Origin of the sequence: Amycolatopsis marina, from assembly GCF_900111885.1 — a bacterium.
Classification (GTDB): Bacteria; Actinomycetota; Actinomycetes; order Mycobacteriales; family Pseudonocardiaceae; genus Amycolatopsis; species Amycolatopsis marina.
Map to the genome: position 1 here is coordinate 110740 of NZ_FOKG01000009.1, position 14797 is coordinate 125536.

Genomic DNA, 14797 nt, shown 5'->3' on the forward strand with positions numbered 1-14797 from the left:
CTCTAGGGCATGCTGAACCGCTCCGACCTGCGTGGCCGTGTCCCTTCGCCTGCCGAGCTGCGTGCCACCCTGCCGCGCGCCGAGGTCGACGTGGACGCCGCCATGCATCAGGTGCGGCCGGTGATCGAGGCGGTGCGCGATCGTGGTGTCGACGCGGTCCTGGAGTTCACCGAGCGGTTCGACAAGGTGCGGCCGAAGTCCGTCCGGGTGCCCTCGGCCGAGCTGGACCGCGCCCTCGCCGAGCTCGACCCCGGCGTTCGGGAGGCACTGGAGGAGTCGATCCTCCGAGCCAGAAAGGTGCACGCCGACCAGCGCAGGCCCGACGTCACGACGCAGGTCGTCGAGGGCGGCACGGTGACCGAGCGCTGGGTCCCGGTGTCCCGGGTCGGTCTCTACGCGCCAGGCGGACTCGCCGTCTACCCCTCCAGCGTGGTGATGAACGTCGTGCCCGCCCAGGCGGCAGGCGTGGAGTCGCTGGTGGTCTGCTCGCCGCCACAGGCGGAGTTCGGCGGCCTGCCGCACCCGACCATCCTCGCCGCCGCGGCACTGCTCGAGGTCGACGAGGTCTGGGCAGCGGGCGGCGCGCAGGCTGTCGCGTTGCTCGCCCACGGCGGCACCGACACCGACGGGTCGCCGCTGGACCCGGTCGACATGGTGACCGGACCGGGAAACATCTACGTCACCGCGGCGAAGCGGACACTGCGTGGGCTGATCGGCATCGACACCGAGGCAGGCACCACCGAGATCGCGATCCTCGCCGACGAGACGGCCGACCCGGTCCACGTCGCGGCCGATCTGATCAGCCAGGCCGAGCACGACACCCAGGCCGCGAGCGTGCTGGTCACGACCTCGGAGAAACTCGCCGACGCGGTCGAGGCGGAACTCGTGCGCCGCGTGCCCGCCACGAAGCACAGCGACCGGGTCGCGGAGGCGTTGCGCGGTCCGCAGTCCGGCACCGTGCTGGTGTCCACACTGGACGACGGGCTGCGGGTGGTGGACGCCTACGCCGCCGAGCACCTGGAGATCCAGACCGCCGACGCCGCCGCGGTCGCGGCCAGGGTGCGCAACGCGGGTGCCGTCTTCGTCGGCCCCTATGCGCCGGTGTCCCTCGGCGACTACTGCGCGGGATCCAACCACGTGCTGCCCACCGGCGGGTTCGCCCGGCACTCGTCGGGGCTGTCGGTGCAGAGCTTCCTGCGCGGCATCCACGTCGTCGACTACAGCGCCGACGCCCTGCGCGAGGTGGCCGGGAAGGTCGTCACGCTGGCCGGCGCCGAGGACCTGCCCGCGCACGGCGAGGCCGTGACCGCCCGTTTCGCACAGGAGAACTCGTGACCGCCGATGACGTGACGTTGGCACAGCTGCCGCTGCGCGAGGACCTGCGCGGCCGCAGTCCGTACGGTGCGCCACAGCTCGACGTTCCGGTGCGCCTCAACACCAACGAGAACCCGTATCCGCCGCCGGACGAGCTGGTCGCCGACGTCGCCGACGCCGCGCGCCGGGTCGCGGCGCAGCTGCACCGCTATCCGGACCGAGACGCCGTCGGGCTGCGGCAGGACCTCGCCGCGTACCTCTCGGAGTCGACGGACGTTCCGCTGACCGAGCGCAATCTGTGGGCCGCCAACGGATCCAACGAAATCCTGCAGCAGCTTCTGCAGGCGTTCGGCGGGCCGGGCCGGACCGCACTCGGCTTCGAGCCGTCGTACTCCATGCACCCGATCATCGCGGCGGGAACCCGGACGGAGTGGGTCCCCGCGCCGCGGCGCGACGACTTCTCACTGGACACCGATCAGGCGGCCGACCTCGTCGCCCGCAGCGCAGCCGACGTGGTCTTCCTGACCAGTCCGAACAATCCGACCGGCGGCTCGGTCCCGCTCGACGGCCTGGAGTCGGTACTGCGAGTGGCGCCGGGCATCGTGGTGGTGGACGAGGCCTACGCCGAGTTCTCCGCCCGGCCGAGCGCGGTGCGACTGCTGGACGACTATCCCGCGAAGCTGGTCGTGTCCCGCACGATGAGCAAGGCGTTCGCCTTCGCCGGCGGCCGCCTGGGTTATCTGGCCGCGGCTCCCGCCGTGGTGGATGCCCTGCAACTCGTCCGCCTGCCCTACCACCTCTCCGTGCTGACCCAGGCTGCCGCCCGGGCGGCGCTGCGGCACGCCGACGCCACCCTCGCCTCGGTGGCGACACTCGCCGCCGAGCGGGACCGGGTGATGGAATCGTTGCTGGGGCTCGGTTTCACGCCGGTCCCCAGTGACGCGAATTTCGTCCTGTTCGGACGATTCTCCGACGCCGCTGCGGCGTGGCAGGCCTACGTGGACAATGGAGTGCTGATCCGCGACGTCGGTATCGCGGGGCACCTGCGGGTGAGTATCGGTACGCCCGAGGAGAACGACGCGTTTCTGACCGCGAGCAAGGAGGTGCCGAGGTGAGCCGGATCGGCAAGGTGGAACGAACCACCAAGGAGTCCTCGATCCTGGTCGAGGTCGATCTCGACGGCTCCGGAAAGGTGGACGTCTCCACCGGGGTCCCGTTCTACGACCACATGCTGCACGCCTTCGGTGCGCACGGCTCGCTGGATCTGCGAATCCAAGCGAGCGGGGACGTGCACATCGACGCGCACCACACCGTCGAGGACACCGCGATCGTGCTCGGCCAGGCGATTCGCGAGGCGCTCGGCGACAAGAAGGGGATCCGCCGGTTCGGTGACTGCTGGATCCCGATGGACGAGACACTGGCGCACGCCGCGATCGACGTGTCGGGCAGGCCGTTCTGTGTGCACGTGGGTGAGCCGGAGCAGTTCAACGCCTTCACCATCGGCGGGAACTACCCGTTCGTGCTCACCAGGCACGTGTTCGACTCGCTGAGCTTCCACGCCCAGATCGCGCTGCATGTTCGAGTGGTCCACGGGCGCGACCCGCACCACATCGCCGAGGCCCAGTACAAGGCCGTGGCCAGGGCACTGCGTGCCGCAACCGAGCCCGACCCGAGGGCGGGCGGCATCCCCTCGACCAAGGGAGTGCTCTGAGCGGGCGACTCGATCGCGGGCCCGAGTTCTCGGACGAGCGGTGAGCGCTGGTAGCGTCGCGAACCGTGCCGAAGGAGATCGTCGCCGTTCTGCTGCTCACCCTGGCCGGGTTTCTGGTCGGCGGGGTGTACAGCACGTGGAAGTCCATGAAGTTCATGGCCATGCTGCTGGCCGCGGCCGCGGTCATAGCGGTGGGCGGTGCCGTGGTCTGGCTGACCAGCTGACACCGCCCTTCCGCTACTGGGCACTAGTGCGATGGCTCGAGGACGCGCTTGTCGCGTTGGTCCTCACCGTCCAGCGCGCGGCTCAGCCCCTCACCTTCGACGTCCACATTGGGCAGAAGCCGGTTCAGCCAGTTCGGTAGCCACCAGGCCCCGGTGCCGAGCAGGGACATCAGCGCGGGCACGATGGTCATCCGCACCACGAAGGCATCGACCAGGACACCGAATGCCAGCGCGAATCCGATCGACTGGATCAGCGTCTCGGACGAGAGCACGAACCCGGCGAACACACTGATCATGATCAGTGCGGCTGCCACGACCACCCGGGAGCCGTGCCGGAAGCCGGTGATCATCGCATCGTCGGGTGCGGCGCCGTGTACGTGCTCCTCCCGCATCCTGGTCACCAGGAACACCTGGTAGTCCATCGCGAGTCCGAACAGGACGCCGATGAGCAGGATCGGGAGCATGCTCATGATGGGTCCGTTGGCTTCGACACCGAGCAGGTCGTTCAGCCAGCCCCACTGAAACACCGCGACGACCGCCCCGAACGTGGCCGCTACCGAGCCGAGGAATCCCAGGGTGGCCTTGAGCGGGACGATCACCGAACGGAACACCAGCATCAGCAGGATGAACGCGAGCCCGACGATCAGCGCCAGGTACGGCAGCATGGCGTTGGCGAGCTTGTCGGAGACGTCGATGTTCATCGCGGTCTGCCCGGTGACGGCGAGGGTCGCGCCCGTGCTCTCACTCAGGCTCGCGCCCTGGTCGCGAATGGTGCTCACCAGGTTCTCGGTGGCCTCGCTGCTGGGGCCGCTCTTCGGAATCACGTTGAGCAGCGCGGTGTCGCCCTGTGGGTTGAACTGTGGCGGCGCCACCGTCGCGACGTCGTCCAGGCCGCCGATATTCGCGGCCGCCTGTGCGGCGGCACCCTGCGGGTCGCTCGCGTCGGCGACATCGACCACGACGGTCAACGGTCCGTTGGCGCCCGGGCCGAAACCGGAACTGACCAGGTCGTAGGCCTGCCGTTGGGTCGAGTTGGGAGCCGCGGTGCTGTCGTTGGGCAGGCCGAGCTGCATCGATGCCGCCGGGATGGCGACCACGGCGAGGCCGAGTATCGCCGCGGCCAGCACGGGTACCCGGTGCCTGGCGACGAAGGTCGCCCACCGCGAGCCGAAGGTGGGTGCGTCGACGTCCTGCTTGCCGCGCCTGCGCCCCAGTACCTTCGTGCCGGCGAAACCGAGCAGGGCGGGCAGCAGGGTCAGCGCGATCAGCACCGCGATCGCGACCGTCACGGAGGCGGCGACACCCATCTCGCCGAGGAACGGGATCCCGACGACCGTCAGGCCCGCGAGCGCGATGATGACCGTCAGTCCGGCGAAGACCACCGCTGAACCGGCTGTGCCCACCGCGCGTGCCGCAGCGCCCTCGGGGGACCGGCCGATGGAGAGTTCGTGCCGATATCGGGAGACGATGAAGAGGGCGTAGTCGATGCCGACCGCGAGGCCGATCATCAGCGCGAGCACCGGGGTGTTGGCGTTGAGGTCGAGGAAGCCGGAAGTGATCAGGATTCCCGCCATGCCGATACCGACGCCGACCAGCGCGGTGAGCAACGGCAGCCCGGCCGCGACGATCGAGCCGAAGGTGATCGCGAGGACCAGCGCGGCGACCAGCACGCCGATGATCTCCGTGGGCTCGGTTCCCGGAACGCTCTGCATCGCGTCGCCGCCGAACTCGACCTGCAGTCCCGCGTCCCTGCCGGGGTCGGCCGCGTCCAGGAGCGCCTCGCGGTCGGCCTCGGTCAGCTCGAAGCCCATCTTCTGATAGCTGACCTGGGCTAGTGCGACGTGCCCGTCGGGCGAGACGGATCCGGTTTGGAAGGGGTCGGCGACATTCACCACCTCGGGAGCGGTCCTGAGCTGCTCGACCACCTGGTCCACCGCGGCCTTGTTGACCGGGTCGGTCAGCGACTCGCCCTCGGGTGCCGCGATCGCCACCCGAGCGGTACCTCCGGCCGCCGCCTGCGGGAACCGCTCCTTGAGGTGGTCGATGGCCTGCTGGGACTCGGTGCCGGGAATCGAGACCGAGTTCGTCATCTGGCCGGACAGGGTGAGGGCACCCGCACCGAACGCGACCAGGACGGCTGCCCAGACACTCAGGACGAGGACCCGGCGCCGGAAGGCGAACCGGCCGACGCGATAGAGAAAGGTGGCCACGGCATGGGCTCCAGTTCTTGTACTTGGCACACATTCGGGTGAACTCCAAGCTAGCCGGTCGGCAAGGAAGACGCCAAGCCGATCGGCAAGTGTGTGACTAGTCGCACGGCTAGTGGTCTACTTGTCGATCGGCTAGCCCTACGACTTGTCTCACTCTCCCGCCGAGGCGTACTGTCGGCGTGCTCGCAGAGGAAAGTGAGGGCTCATGACTGCCGGAACCGCCGGGACCGACGCGATCGAAGGGTCGTCGGCTGCCCAGGCGCCCGAGGACACCAGGGCGCGGCTGCTGGGCACCGCGCTGAGGTTGTTCTCCGAGCACGGGGTCGAGGGGACGTCCCTGCAGATGATCGCGGACGCACTCGGCGTCACGAAGGCGGCCGTCTACTACCACTTCAAGGCGAAGGCCGAGATCACCGAGGCGGTGGCCGAACCCGCGATCCGCGAGCTGGACGCGATCGTGGACGAGGCCGCCACCCACCGCAGGCGAGGTGCCCAGATCGACCACCTGCTCGACGGTTTCGTCGACGTCGTGGTGCGCAACCGCGTGCTCGTGGCGCTGTTCAGCAGTGATCCGGGTGTGGCGCGGGCGCTGGAGAAGACCCTGCACGGTTCGCAGACCTTCAAGTCGAAGCTGATGACGGTGCTCGTCGGTCCGGAGCCGGATCTCGCGGCCGAGGTCACCGCGCGGGTGACGCTGGCCGGAATCGCGCTGGCGGGCGGCGACCCCGACCTGGCCGATGTCGACGACGAAACCCTGCGCCGCCACCTGCTGGACACCGCCCGCCGCCTGCTCGGCCGCCCACGCCGCCACCCCCGCCCCTAACGCCCCCCACCTCCCGCAGTTGGCCTTGGAACGCCTGCAAGTACTACCAAGCAAGATCATCTACGTCGTCAACCGCTACCAACTCCCTGCCGTCACGCGCCGGGGAGAGGGTGCGCTTGGTGGCGGAAAAGGGTGATGTTGATCTTGCTTGGTGGTACTTGCAGACGTACCTAGTGGGCGGGGGTGAGGTGCGCCTGGGAGATGATCGCGGTGAAGGATTCGATGAACGCGGCGACGTTCTGGTGCGCCTCGGGGGTGTCGGGGTAGCGGGCGCGCAGGAACAGGCCCTCGTGTGTGCGGGACACCCAGAACTGCGCATCGTCGGCCACCGTGACGTTGCTGATGTGTTGCGCCCTGCGCGGCGCGTGCTGCTCGGATCCGCGCAGCCCGCGGTAGTCGGTGTAGGACACCATGAACACGTCGTCGCGGGTGCGCCGGAATCGGTCACCGAGCGCGGGCAGAACAACGGGCATCCGGTCGGCGCCGGCCTCCCGCGCCGCCCGGAACTCGGCGACGGCAGACCGCAGCGCCATCGCGAACCGGTCCTCGCGTGCGCAGAGGGTCAGTGGCGCGACGGTGGTGAGCCAGCCGATCGTGTGCGCCCATCGCGGGTCGGTCCGCGTGTGCATCGGAGTCACCAGCCGGATGTCGCCTCCCGCGCCCCTGCGCCGCAACGCCAGCGCCGCCGCCGCGAGGACACCGGTGAACACACTGCCGCCGAGCTTGCGGCACAGCGCTTCGAAGCCCGCCACGGCGGACCGGTCGAGCAGGCGCCGGCAGCTGGTCGTCTGCGGGCGCGGAAATCCCGGGCGGACGCCGAGTTGCAGCGGGAACGCCGGAGTGGTGCCGCCGCAGGCGTCGAGGAACCGGCCCCAGCGGATCATCGCCGGATCGTCGGGGCCGGGCGGCTGCCGGGCGTTCTCGAGTGCGCAGTACTCGATGAAGCTGCCCGCGGCGGGCAGCTCCAGCGGTTCGCCGGCGCTCAGGGCCAGATAGATCGTGGCCAGTTCGTGCACCGCGATCGCCAGTGAGTACCCGTCGACATTGCGGTGATCGAACCCGCAGAACACGGTGAAGCCCGTGGAACGCACGATGGCCGCGAGCACAAAACCTGGCCAGGACAACGGATCACACACCTCGTCCAACCGCGACCGCAGGTGTGCGCGCAGCCCGGGCGCGGAGGTGAAGTGGTGCACGTCGCCGGGAATCAGCGCGACCTCCGCCTTCGGCACGACGAACCGCTCCGGATCCTCCCGCGTACCACGGAATCCGCTGCGCAATGTCTCGTGCCGCCGGATCCAGTATGCGAACGTCGCGTCCAGTGCGACCGGGTCGAGTCTGCCCGGCAGGTCGAACGCGAGCGCCAGCCAGACCCCTGGCGCGCATCGGCCGTCCGCCGCTCGCGCCGCCGTCTGCAAATGGAACCACTGGTTGAACGACGGTGGCACATCGACCGCAGGGGCAGCGGCCACCGCATCCCTTGTGGACGGAGCGGGTCGCCATTCCAGCAAGGTTCCGGGTTCGGGCACGTAATGCTCGATCGTGGTGACCTGCATCGCTAGCTCCCGGTTCCGGCGGATAGTTCCTGACCGACGGGGTAGTCACCGGTCTCGGCCACGGTCCGCAGGATCTGCCGCACCCGATCCAGGTAGCGAGGAACGTTGGCCCTAGCCTGTGGCGTGTCCGGATGGCTGGCCTTCAGGTAGGTACGCTGCCACAACCGGTTGACCCAGATAGGCACGTCGTGGCTGTCGCCGGGCCCGCCGAGCACCCGGCAGTCCGCCGCCTCCCAGTCCTGGGAGCCAGGTACTTTTCTGGTGTCTATGTAGGACACCATGGGCAGCACCACCCTGGCATCGGTGCGCAGGTTCAGTCCCTCGGTCACCACCTCGGTCACCCGGTGGATCGAAACCCCGGCCAGGCTTCTTGCCCGCTCGAACGCCGCCTGTGCGCCGCCGAGGATCGCGCCGAGGTCCTTCGCGCCTGCCACCGTGAACTGCACGGGAACGAGGTTGATGAACCAGCCCTGCGTCGCGGCCCAGCGCGGTTCGTCGCGGGTGTGCACGACCGTCAGACCCCGGTAGCCGTCCTGGCGGGCGAGTTCGTGGTTCGCGATGCCGAGCGCGGCCAGCAGTCCTGCGGAGAACCCCGCGCCGTGGCGCTTGCAGGCCACCGCGAACGAGTCGGCCTCTTCGGCGTCGAACAGGTCGATCTCCACCGGCACCGCCGGGTAGGTGCCATCCGGTGAGACGCCGAGGTCGAGCGGGAACCGGGGCGGGGTGCCGCCGCCGGCCAGCCAGAACTCCAGCCACTGCTGCACGGCGGGGGAATCGGCCGTCACCTCCTCGGCACGGGCACGCTCCAGTGCGCAGTAGTCGACATAGCTACCTGCCTCCGGCAGCTCTGCCGTCGAGCCGTCGAGTTCGGCCTGGTAGAGCGCTCGCAGTTCGGCGAAGACCAGGATGATGGAGTAACCGTCGGAGTGGGAGTGATCGACGGCGAAGTAGACCGTGGAGGATTCCTTCCTGACGATCGCGCCCGCCGTGAACGAGGGCCAGCGCAGCGGGCTGGTGCCCAGGTCGAAGCGTTCGTGCAGGTGTTCACGCAGCTTGACGGGATCCTCGATCCCGCCAGTAGCGGAGGTCCGCAACGAGAAGGACCGGGGCTCGATCGCGTGCCGCCGCAGGCTCCCGTCCTTCGCGGGGGTGAACCACGTGAGCAGCGTTTGGTGCCTGCGGATCCACTTCTGCAGTGCCGCGCCCATCGCCTCGGTGTCCAGCTGCCCGGGAAGGTCGAAAACCGTGGCCAGCCATGGAGACTGCACTTTCCCGGACTTCTCGTTGGCAAGTGAGCGAGTGATGTGACGCTCCTGCACGAACGACGGTGGCGCGGGGTGTGGGGGCGCCGCCGTGGCGGCTTCGGCCGTCTCGGCCGTCGGGAGCCACTCGACGAGTTCGCCCGGCTGGGGTTCATATCCCAGAATCGGTGTCATCAGCATGACGGAGTTCCTTTCCGGACAGTGAATAGGGCACGGAGTTCACCAGGTGGTCGCCATATCCACCGCGGGGATCGGGGGCAGACCCGCCACCGCGTACCCGCCGTGCGTGGCGACCTCGTCAACGACCCTGCGAAGGTGCCCGATGTAGCGGGTGGCATTGCGCGTTCCGGCCTCGGTGCCCGGATGACGGCAGGTGAGATAGACACCCTCGTGGTTGCGGTGGATCCACAGGTAGACCTCGTCGCCCGCGACCGCTCTGCTATGGAAGGCGCAGGCGTTCCACGCTCGCCATTGGCCGGCTCCCGGAGTGCGGCGCATGTCCATGTAGGACACCACAAACCTCGGCTCCGGGGCGGTGCCCAGCAGTTCGCAGACCCGGGCGAAGGGCAGCAGGGCCAGCGGTCGGGCCTCGCGCGCCGCGGCGCCCGCCGCCTTCGCCACTCCGGCGAAGTCCGGCGTACCGGCGACGGCGAACTCCACCGGCGCGATGCCGACGTACCAGCCCAAGGAGGTTGTCCACTGTGCTTCCTGCCGGGTATGGAAGGGAACCAGTGCGTGAAATGCCCGCCGCGCGCTCACCTCGTGAGCGGCGATACCGAGGCAGGCGAGAATTCCTGCCTGGAAGCCGCCGCCCGCCGTCCGGCACGCGATGGAGAAGGACTCGGCCTTGTCCGCGTCGAGTAGCCAGGTGCAGCTCCCATGCTGGGGTGCCGGTCGCCCGGAACTCGCGCCCACCTCGAGTGGGAACCCGGGTAGTCGCCCACCGTTCGCCCCGATGAAGGTCCGCCACCGGGCAACCACATCATGGTCCGCGCGCACCCGCAGGGCGTTATCCCGTTCCGCGGCGCCGAACTCCAGGTAACTGCCCGTCGCGGCCAGTTCGGCCTGCTCTCCGGACAGCTCGGCAGCGTAGAGGGCACGGATTTCCTGGGCGATCAGCAGTATCGAATATCCATCCACATTGGAGTGGTCAAGGCCGAGGTAGATGGTCGTGCTGCCGCCGCGGGCCACGGTGGCGAACGCGTACGGCGGCCAGTGCAGCGGGTCGGCGGTCCGATCGAACAGCGCTTCGACGTGTGAGTTGATCGCGTGCGCACCGTCGAACCGCCCCTGGTCCTTCCGGCGCAGGTCGACACCGCCCGAAGACAGTGTCAGTCGCCGCAGCGGTGCGGCCTCGTCCGGTGCGGATGGGCAGGTCAGGACGCTTCGCAGCGTTTCGTGCCGGTCGATCCAGGCCAGCAGCGCCCGGTGCAGTGCGGCGGTATCGAGGTCGCCCGGCAGTTCGAACGCGGTGGCCAGCCATGTTGGGGAGTTGCGCCCGGTCGCTCGCCGGGTCAGCGCGTCCCGGACGTGGGCGTCCTGCACGTAGGAGGCGGGCCGTGGATCCGGTGTCCAGCCGCCGAGCGGAAGCGGATGCCACTCGACGAGCATTCCCGGCCGCACCTCGTGGTCGGACAGCTTGGTGAATCTCATGGTTCGTGTCCTCGTTCGGACGGGTGCCGCAGAATGGAAACCGTACGTCCACCCGCTGTTAGGAATAGAGCAGAATAAAGCGCGATGGCGCCGTTAACGGACCCCGGACGACGCCGTCCGGGCAGTGTTGAAGGCAGGATCAGCCGTATTTATTTACGGATTACTTGCGGCGCCAGGTGTTGCATTTTGTCGTTCTGTGCCAGGAGAAACCGGATCCGCGTTGACCATGGTGGCGGAGTTCTCGCTGCGCATCCGCAGACTATTCAGGGCGCGCGAGAAAAAGCAACGGGTCCACTATGTGAACCGAGGCACCAGACGAAAGTAGGGGTTTCGCCGCAAAGGTGAATGTGAACGACCTGCGTAGTCGTTTCAGATTCCACCCTCGACCGCGGGCTTCAGCCGTCCGGCTCCAGGGCCGAATCGAGCCAGTTGGTCGTCGCCGTTCTGCAGGGAACACGTGCGCAACGAGAGGCAGCCGCAGCCGACGCACCCGGTGAGTCGGTCGCGCAACCGGTGCAGGGCGTCGATGCGTGCATCCAGTTCGTCCTGCCAGCCCCGGGACAGCCGGGCCCAGTCGGCCTTCGTCGGCGCGTGGTCCTTCGGCAGGGTGGCCAGTGCGTCGTTGATCTGTTCGAGGGTCAGGCCGACGCGCTGTGCGGCGCGGATGAACGCGATCCGGCGCAGGACCGATCGGTGGTAGCGGCGCTGGTTGCCCGCGGATCGCTCCGAGGAGATCAGGCCACGGTCCTCGTAGAAGCGCAGCGCGGTGTGGGGTACTCCGCTGCGCTCGGAGACCTGTCCGATACTGAGATGGTCGGCAAGCTTGGTCACTCTCCCACTCTACCTTGACTTCAACTTAGGTCGAGGTTGCACCGTGATTGGCATGACTGAGACCGCGATCCGGCAGCCCGGTTTCACCGATCTGCCCGCATTGATGGCCCGGTTGACCGGGGACGAGAAGCATTCAGGTGCGGCGGAGTCCACGCTGGACGTGCTCTGGGTGCTCTACGACAGGGTGCTGCGCGTGTCCGCGGCGGCGCGGGAGGACCCGGACCGGGACCGGTTCCTGCTGTCCAAGGGCCATGGCCCGATGGCGTTCTACGCGGTGCTCGCGGCCAAGGGATTTCTCCGTCCCGACGAACTGGAGGGCTGGGCAGACGCGCGATCCCGACTCGGAATGCATCCGGACCGGCTGCTCGTGCCGGGTGCGGAGATCTCCAGCGGTTCACTCGGTCACGGCTTGCCGCTCGCGGTGGGCACCGCGCTGGGCCTGCGCGCGCGGCGGCGAACCGGGCCGAAGGTCGTGGTACTGGTCGGCGATGCCGAACTGGACGAGGGCTCCAACCACGAGGCGATCGCTTTCGCCGGCCGGAGCGGGCTGGGGCAGCTGACCACCGTGGTGATCGACAACGCTTCCGCCAGCCACGGCTGGCCCGGCGGCATCGCCGCCCGATTCGAGGTCGAGGGCTGGGCGGGCCGGACCGTCGACGGCCGCGACCACGAGGCGCTGTACACCGCGTTCACCGAACCGCACCCCGGGCGCCCGCTGGTGGTCGTCGCGCGGGTCGAGCCGAGGGAGTGACTCATGACCGCCACCATCACCGCATCCATGCGCGAGACCGCGCTGGCCACCCTCGACGAGGCACTCGACACCGACCCGAGGCTCGCCGTCGTGCTGGCCGACATCTCCGCCGACCGGCTGCGCGCCGCGGCGGCTCGGCATCCGGACCGGGTGATCAACCTCGGCATCCGTGAGCAACTGCTGGTCAGCGTGGCCGGGGGATTGGCGCTGGCCGGCATGCGGCCGGTCGCGCACACGTTCGCGTCGTTCCTCGTGGAGCGACCTTTCGAACAGGTGAAGCTGGATCTCGGCCACCAGGGAGCCGGTGCGGTGCTGATGTCGGCAGGCGCCTCTTACGACATGCCCACGGCCGGACGCACACATCAGTCACCCGGCGACGTCGCCCTGCTCGACACCCTGCCGGGGTGGACGGTCCACGTGCCAGGCCATCCGGCCGAGGCAAGCGAACTCCTGCTCGGCTCGCTACCCGGCTCCGACCCCGTCTACCTGCGCCTTTCCGAAGCAAGCAACGCCGAGCCCATGCCGGGTACCGGGGTCCGCCGGGTGCGCGAGGGCTACCGCGGGGTGGTGCTCGCCGTCGGGCCGATGCTGGACCGGACCCTGGTCGCGACCGCGGGGCTGGACGTCACCGTGCTGTACGCCGCGACCGTGCGCCCCTTCGACGCGCACGGCCTGCGGGCGGCGGTGGACGCGGCAGGTGTGGCGGACGTGGTGCTGGTGGAGCCGTACCTTGTCGGCACCTCCGCGCACCTGGTGGCCGAGGCGCTGGAGGCTGTGCCGCATCGCGTGCGGTCGCTCGGCGTGCGCCGCGACGCGGAGGTCAGGGTCTACGGGTCGATGGCAGATCACGACAGGGCACACGGTCTGGACGAGGCGACCATTGCCGGCTCCGTGGCCGGGTTCCTGCGCTAGTACCAGTTCGGACCGAGGCAGCGATTCACTGCTGGGACCTCTTGGCGACCGGCCGGTCGTCACTCGCTTGACAGTTCGACAGCCGGCCGGTCGTCACCCGCTGACAAGTCGGAGACTGGTCGACCGCTATCCATTGACGGTTGGCGACCGGTCGGATTCTATCGGTGACATGGTGCGGGACACGATCCCGATGCGCGCTGCGACTGGCCACCGCAGTCAGACACCTGATCAGTCGACCTCATGTTCCGACTCAGTGTGGAGTGCCGTATGTCCATTTCTCTTCGTCGTGGCCTGACCGCCACTTTCTCCGCGATGCTGATCGCGGCCAGTCCGGTGGCGATTCAAGCGGTAAGCCTCTCAACCGCCAGCGCGGACACCGTCTCGGTCTACACCGCACCTTCGTCGCTCGCGGGTGACAACGGCGACGTGATCAAATCCGTGGCCTCGAACTACAACGGCGCGGAAGCGACCCAGATCCAGTACCTGTCCCGGGACAACAAGAACAAGCAGGTCGCCGTCAGCGGCACGGTCCTGGTGCCGAACAACCCGTGGGACGGCCCCGGCGAACGGCCGATCGTGGCCTATGCGCCATTCACCTTCGGCATGGGCCCGGAGTGCGCCCCTTCGAAGACCCTCGCCGGCGAAGGCGCGGGTGACCTGGTGTCCGGCTTCCAGGGGAGCTTTATCGATACGTTGCTGGGCGCCGGGTTCGCCGTCGCGCAGACCGACTACATCGGACCGTGGGTCGAGGGCAGTGGCGAGCACCCGTACGTGAACCGGTTGTCCGAGGCACACACGGTGCTCGACGTGATCCGCGCGGCGCAGCGGCTACCCGACACTGGCCTGCCCAGCAACGGCCCGGTGGGCATCGCCGGCTACTCCGAGGGCGGCAGTGCCGCCGCGTCGGCGGCCGAGCTGGCCTCCACCTACGCACCTGAGCTGGACGTCAAGGGGGTCTATTCCGGCGCACCGCCCGCCGACAAATCGGTGCTGGCCAGTTCCCTGGACGGCGGAATGTACGTCGCGTTCCTGGGTTACGCGCTGATTGGCATCAACGCGGCCTACCCGGAGGCCAACATGATGGACCTGGCCAACGAGACCGGCGCGGAACTGTTCTTGGAGGCGCGCCAGACCTGCACGCTGGACGCGATCTTGAGGTTCCCGTTCCAGCAGTCGAGGTCGTGGACCGAGAGCGGGCAGCCGGTAGCGTCGTTCCTGTCCCAGCCGCCGTTCGACGCGATCGTCGCGGAGAACAAGATCGGCAACCTCAAGCCCAGTATGCCGGTCATGGTGCAGCACAGTCCTGTGGACGACGTCATCCCTGCCGCGGTGGGTAAGCGGATGGCCAAGGACTGGTGCGGCAAGGGCGCCAACGTCCAGTGGCAGGAACTGACGTCCGTCGTTCCGTTCTTCTCCCACGCTCTGGGCATGCTGACGGCACCCAGTGACGCGACCGCCTGGCTCAAGCGCGCTTTCAACGACCAGGCCGGCGACGGCAACTGCGGACAGTTCTGATCACCACCCGCGGACCGCGATGACGTGCGGGTTCC

Annotated in this window: 13 protein-coding genes; 8 read left to right on the forward strand and 5 right to left on the reverse strand. The window is 68.7% G+C overall.

The genetic code is table 11. The features are described from left to right. Positions 1-9 precede the first annotated feature (9 nt). From hisD to BM199_RS33895, 4 genes are all read left to right on the forward strand, one after another. The gene (hisD, locus tag BM199_RS16450) at positions 10-1335 is read left to right on the forward strand and encodes a histidinol dehydrogenase (protein WP_091674108.1); all 1326 of its coding nucleotides are present in this window, start codon (positions 10-12) and stop codon (positions 1333-1335) included. Next, positions 1332-2429, forward strand: coding sequence for a histidinol-phosphate transaminase (locus tag BM199_RS16455; RefSeq protein WP_091674109.1), 1098 nt, complete (start codon positions 1332-1334; stop codon positions 2427-2429). The genes hisD and BM199_RS16455 overlap by 4 nt, the downstream gene beginning before the upstream one ends. Then, positions 2426-3025 carry an imidazoleglycerol-phosphate dehydratase HisB gene (gene hisB, locus BM199_RS16460; RefSeq protein ID WP_091674110.1) on the forward strand — a complete coding sequence of 200 codons (600 nt, stop codon included), beginning with the start codon at positions 2426-2428 and terminating at the stop codon, positions 3023-3025. Before BM199_RS16455 ends, hisB begins: the two co-directional genes overlap by 4 nt. A 65-nt stretch (positions 3026-3090) precedes the next feature. Then, positions 3091-3249, forward strand: coding sequence for a hypothetical protein (locus tag BM199_RS33895; RefSeq protein ID WP_177242643.1), 159 nt, complete (start codon positions 3091-3093; stop codon positions 3247-3249). A gap of 23 nt (positions 3250-3272) precedes the next feature. On the opposite strand, the gene BM199_RS16465 is transcribed toward BM199_RS33895, so the two are convergent. Beyond that, the gene (locus tag BM199_RS16465) at positions 3273-5459 is read right to left on the reverse strand and encodes an MMPL family transporter (RefSeq protein WP_091674111.1); all 2187 of its coding nucleotides are present in this window, start codon (positions 5457-5459) and stop codon (positions 3273-3275) included. Positions 5460-5664: 205 nt separating this feature from the next. Here BM199_RS16465 and BM199_RS16470 point away from each other — a divergent pair, with 205 nt between their 5' ends. Next, positions 5665-6282, forward strand: coding sequence for a TetR/AcrR family transcriptional regulator (locus BM199_RS16470; RefSeq protein ID WP_091674112.1), 618 nt, complete (start codon positions 5665-5667; stop codon positions 6280-6282). Positions 6283-6452: 170 nt separating this feature from the next. Here BM199_RS16470 and BM199_RS16475 read toward each other — a convergent pair whose 3' ends face one another. The 4 genes from BM199_RS16475 to soxR all read right to left on the reverse strand — a co-directional run bounded on the left by BM199_RS16475 (position 6453) and on the right by soxR (position 11584). Further along, entirely contained in the window at positions 6453-7838 is a 1386-nt protein-coding gene (locus tag BM199_RS16475; RefSeq protein ID WP_091674113.1) for a condensation domain-containing protein, read from the reverse strand. Between the two features lie 2 nt (positions 7839-7840). Then, positions 7841-9280 carry a condensation domain-containing protein gene (locus tag BM199_RS16480; RefSeq protein ID WP_091674114.1) on the reverse strand — a complete coding sequence of 480 codons (1440 nt, stop codon included), beginning with the start codon at positions 9278-9280 and terminating at the stop codon, positions 7841-7843. Positions 9281-9319: 39 nt separating this feature from the next. Then, positions 9320-10753: a condensation domain-containing protein gene (locus tag BM199_RS16485; protein ID WP_091674115.1), complete on the reverse strand. Its 1434-nt coding sequence runs from the start codon at positions 10751-10753 to the stop codon at positions 9320-9322. Positions 10754-11122: 369 nt separating this feature from the next. Continuing rightward, positions 11123-11584, reverse strand: coding sequence for a redox-sensitive transcriptional activator SoxR (gene soxR / locus BM199_RS16490; protein ID WP_091674116.1), 462 nt, complete (start codon positions 11582-11584; stop codon positions 11123-11125). A gap of 52 nt (positions 11585-11636) precedes the next feature. Here soxR and BM199_RS16495 point away from each other — a divergent pair, with 52 nt between their 5' ends. The 3 genes from BM199_RS16495 (at position 11637) to BM199_RS16505 (ending at position 14762) form a co-directional block, all read left to right on the forward strand. Then, the gene (locus tag BM199_RS16495) at positions 11637-12335 is read left to right on the forward strand and encodes a thiamine pyrophosphate-dependent enzyme (RefSeq protein ID WP_091674117.1); all 699 of its coding nucleotides are present in this window, start codon (positions 11637-11639) and stop codon (positions 12333-12335) included. Positions 12336-12338: 3 nt separating this feature from the next. After that, positions 12339-13247, forward strand: coding sequence for a transketolase family protein (locus BM199_RS16500; protein WP_091674118.1), 909 nt, complete (start codon positions 12339-12341; stop codon positions 13245-13247). Between the two features lie 267 nt (positions 13248-13514). Further along, entirely contained in the window at positions 13515-14762 is a 1248-nt protein-coding gene (locus BM199_RS16505) for a lipase family protein (RefSeq protein ID WP_091674119.1), read from the forward strand. Positions 14763-14797: the final 35 nt, after the last annotated feature.

Coding starts and splice junctions, on each gene's coding strand:
- hisD (WP_091674108.1), top strand. CDS start 10: ATGCTGAACCGCTCCGACCTGCGTGGCCGTGTCCCTTCGCCTGCCGAG.
- BM199_RS16470 (WP_091674112.1), top strand. CDS start 5,665: ATGACTGCCGGAACCGCCGGGACCGACGCGATCGAAGGGTCGTCGGCT.
- BM199_RS16475 (WP_091674113.1), bottom strand. CDS start 7,838: ATGCAGGTCACCACGATCGAGCATTACGTGCCCGAACCCGGAACCTTG.
- BM199_RS16480 (WP_091674114.1), bottom strand. CDS start 9,280: ATGCTGATGACACCGATTCTGGGATATGAACCCCAGCCGGGCGAACTC.
- BM199_RS16485 (WP_091674115.1), bottom strand. CDS start 10,753: ATGAGATTCACCAAGCTGTCCGACCACGAGGTGCGGCCGGGAATGCTC.
- BM199_RS16495 (WP_091674117.1), top strand. CDS start 11,637: ATGACTGAGACCGCGATCCGGCAGCCCGGTTTCACCGATCTGCCCGCA.
- BM199_RS16500 (WP_091674118.1), top strand. CDS start 12,339: ATGACCGCCACCATCACCGCATCCATGCGCGAGACCGCGCTGGCCACC.
- BM199_RS16505 (WP_091674119.1), top strand. CDS start 13,515: ATGTCCATTTCTCTTCGTCGTGGCCTGACCGCCACTTTCTCCGCGATG.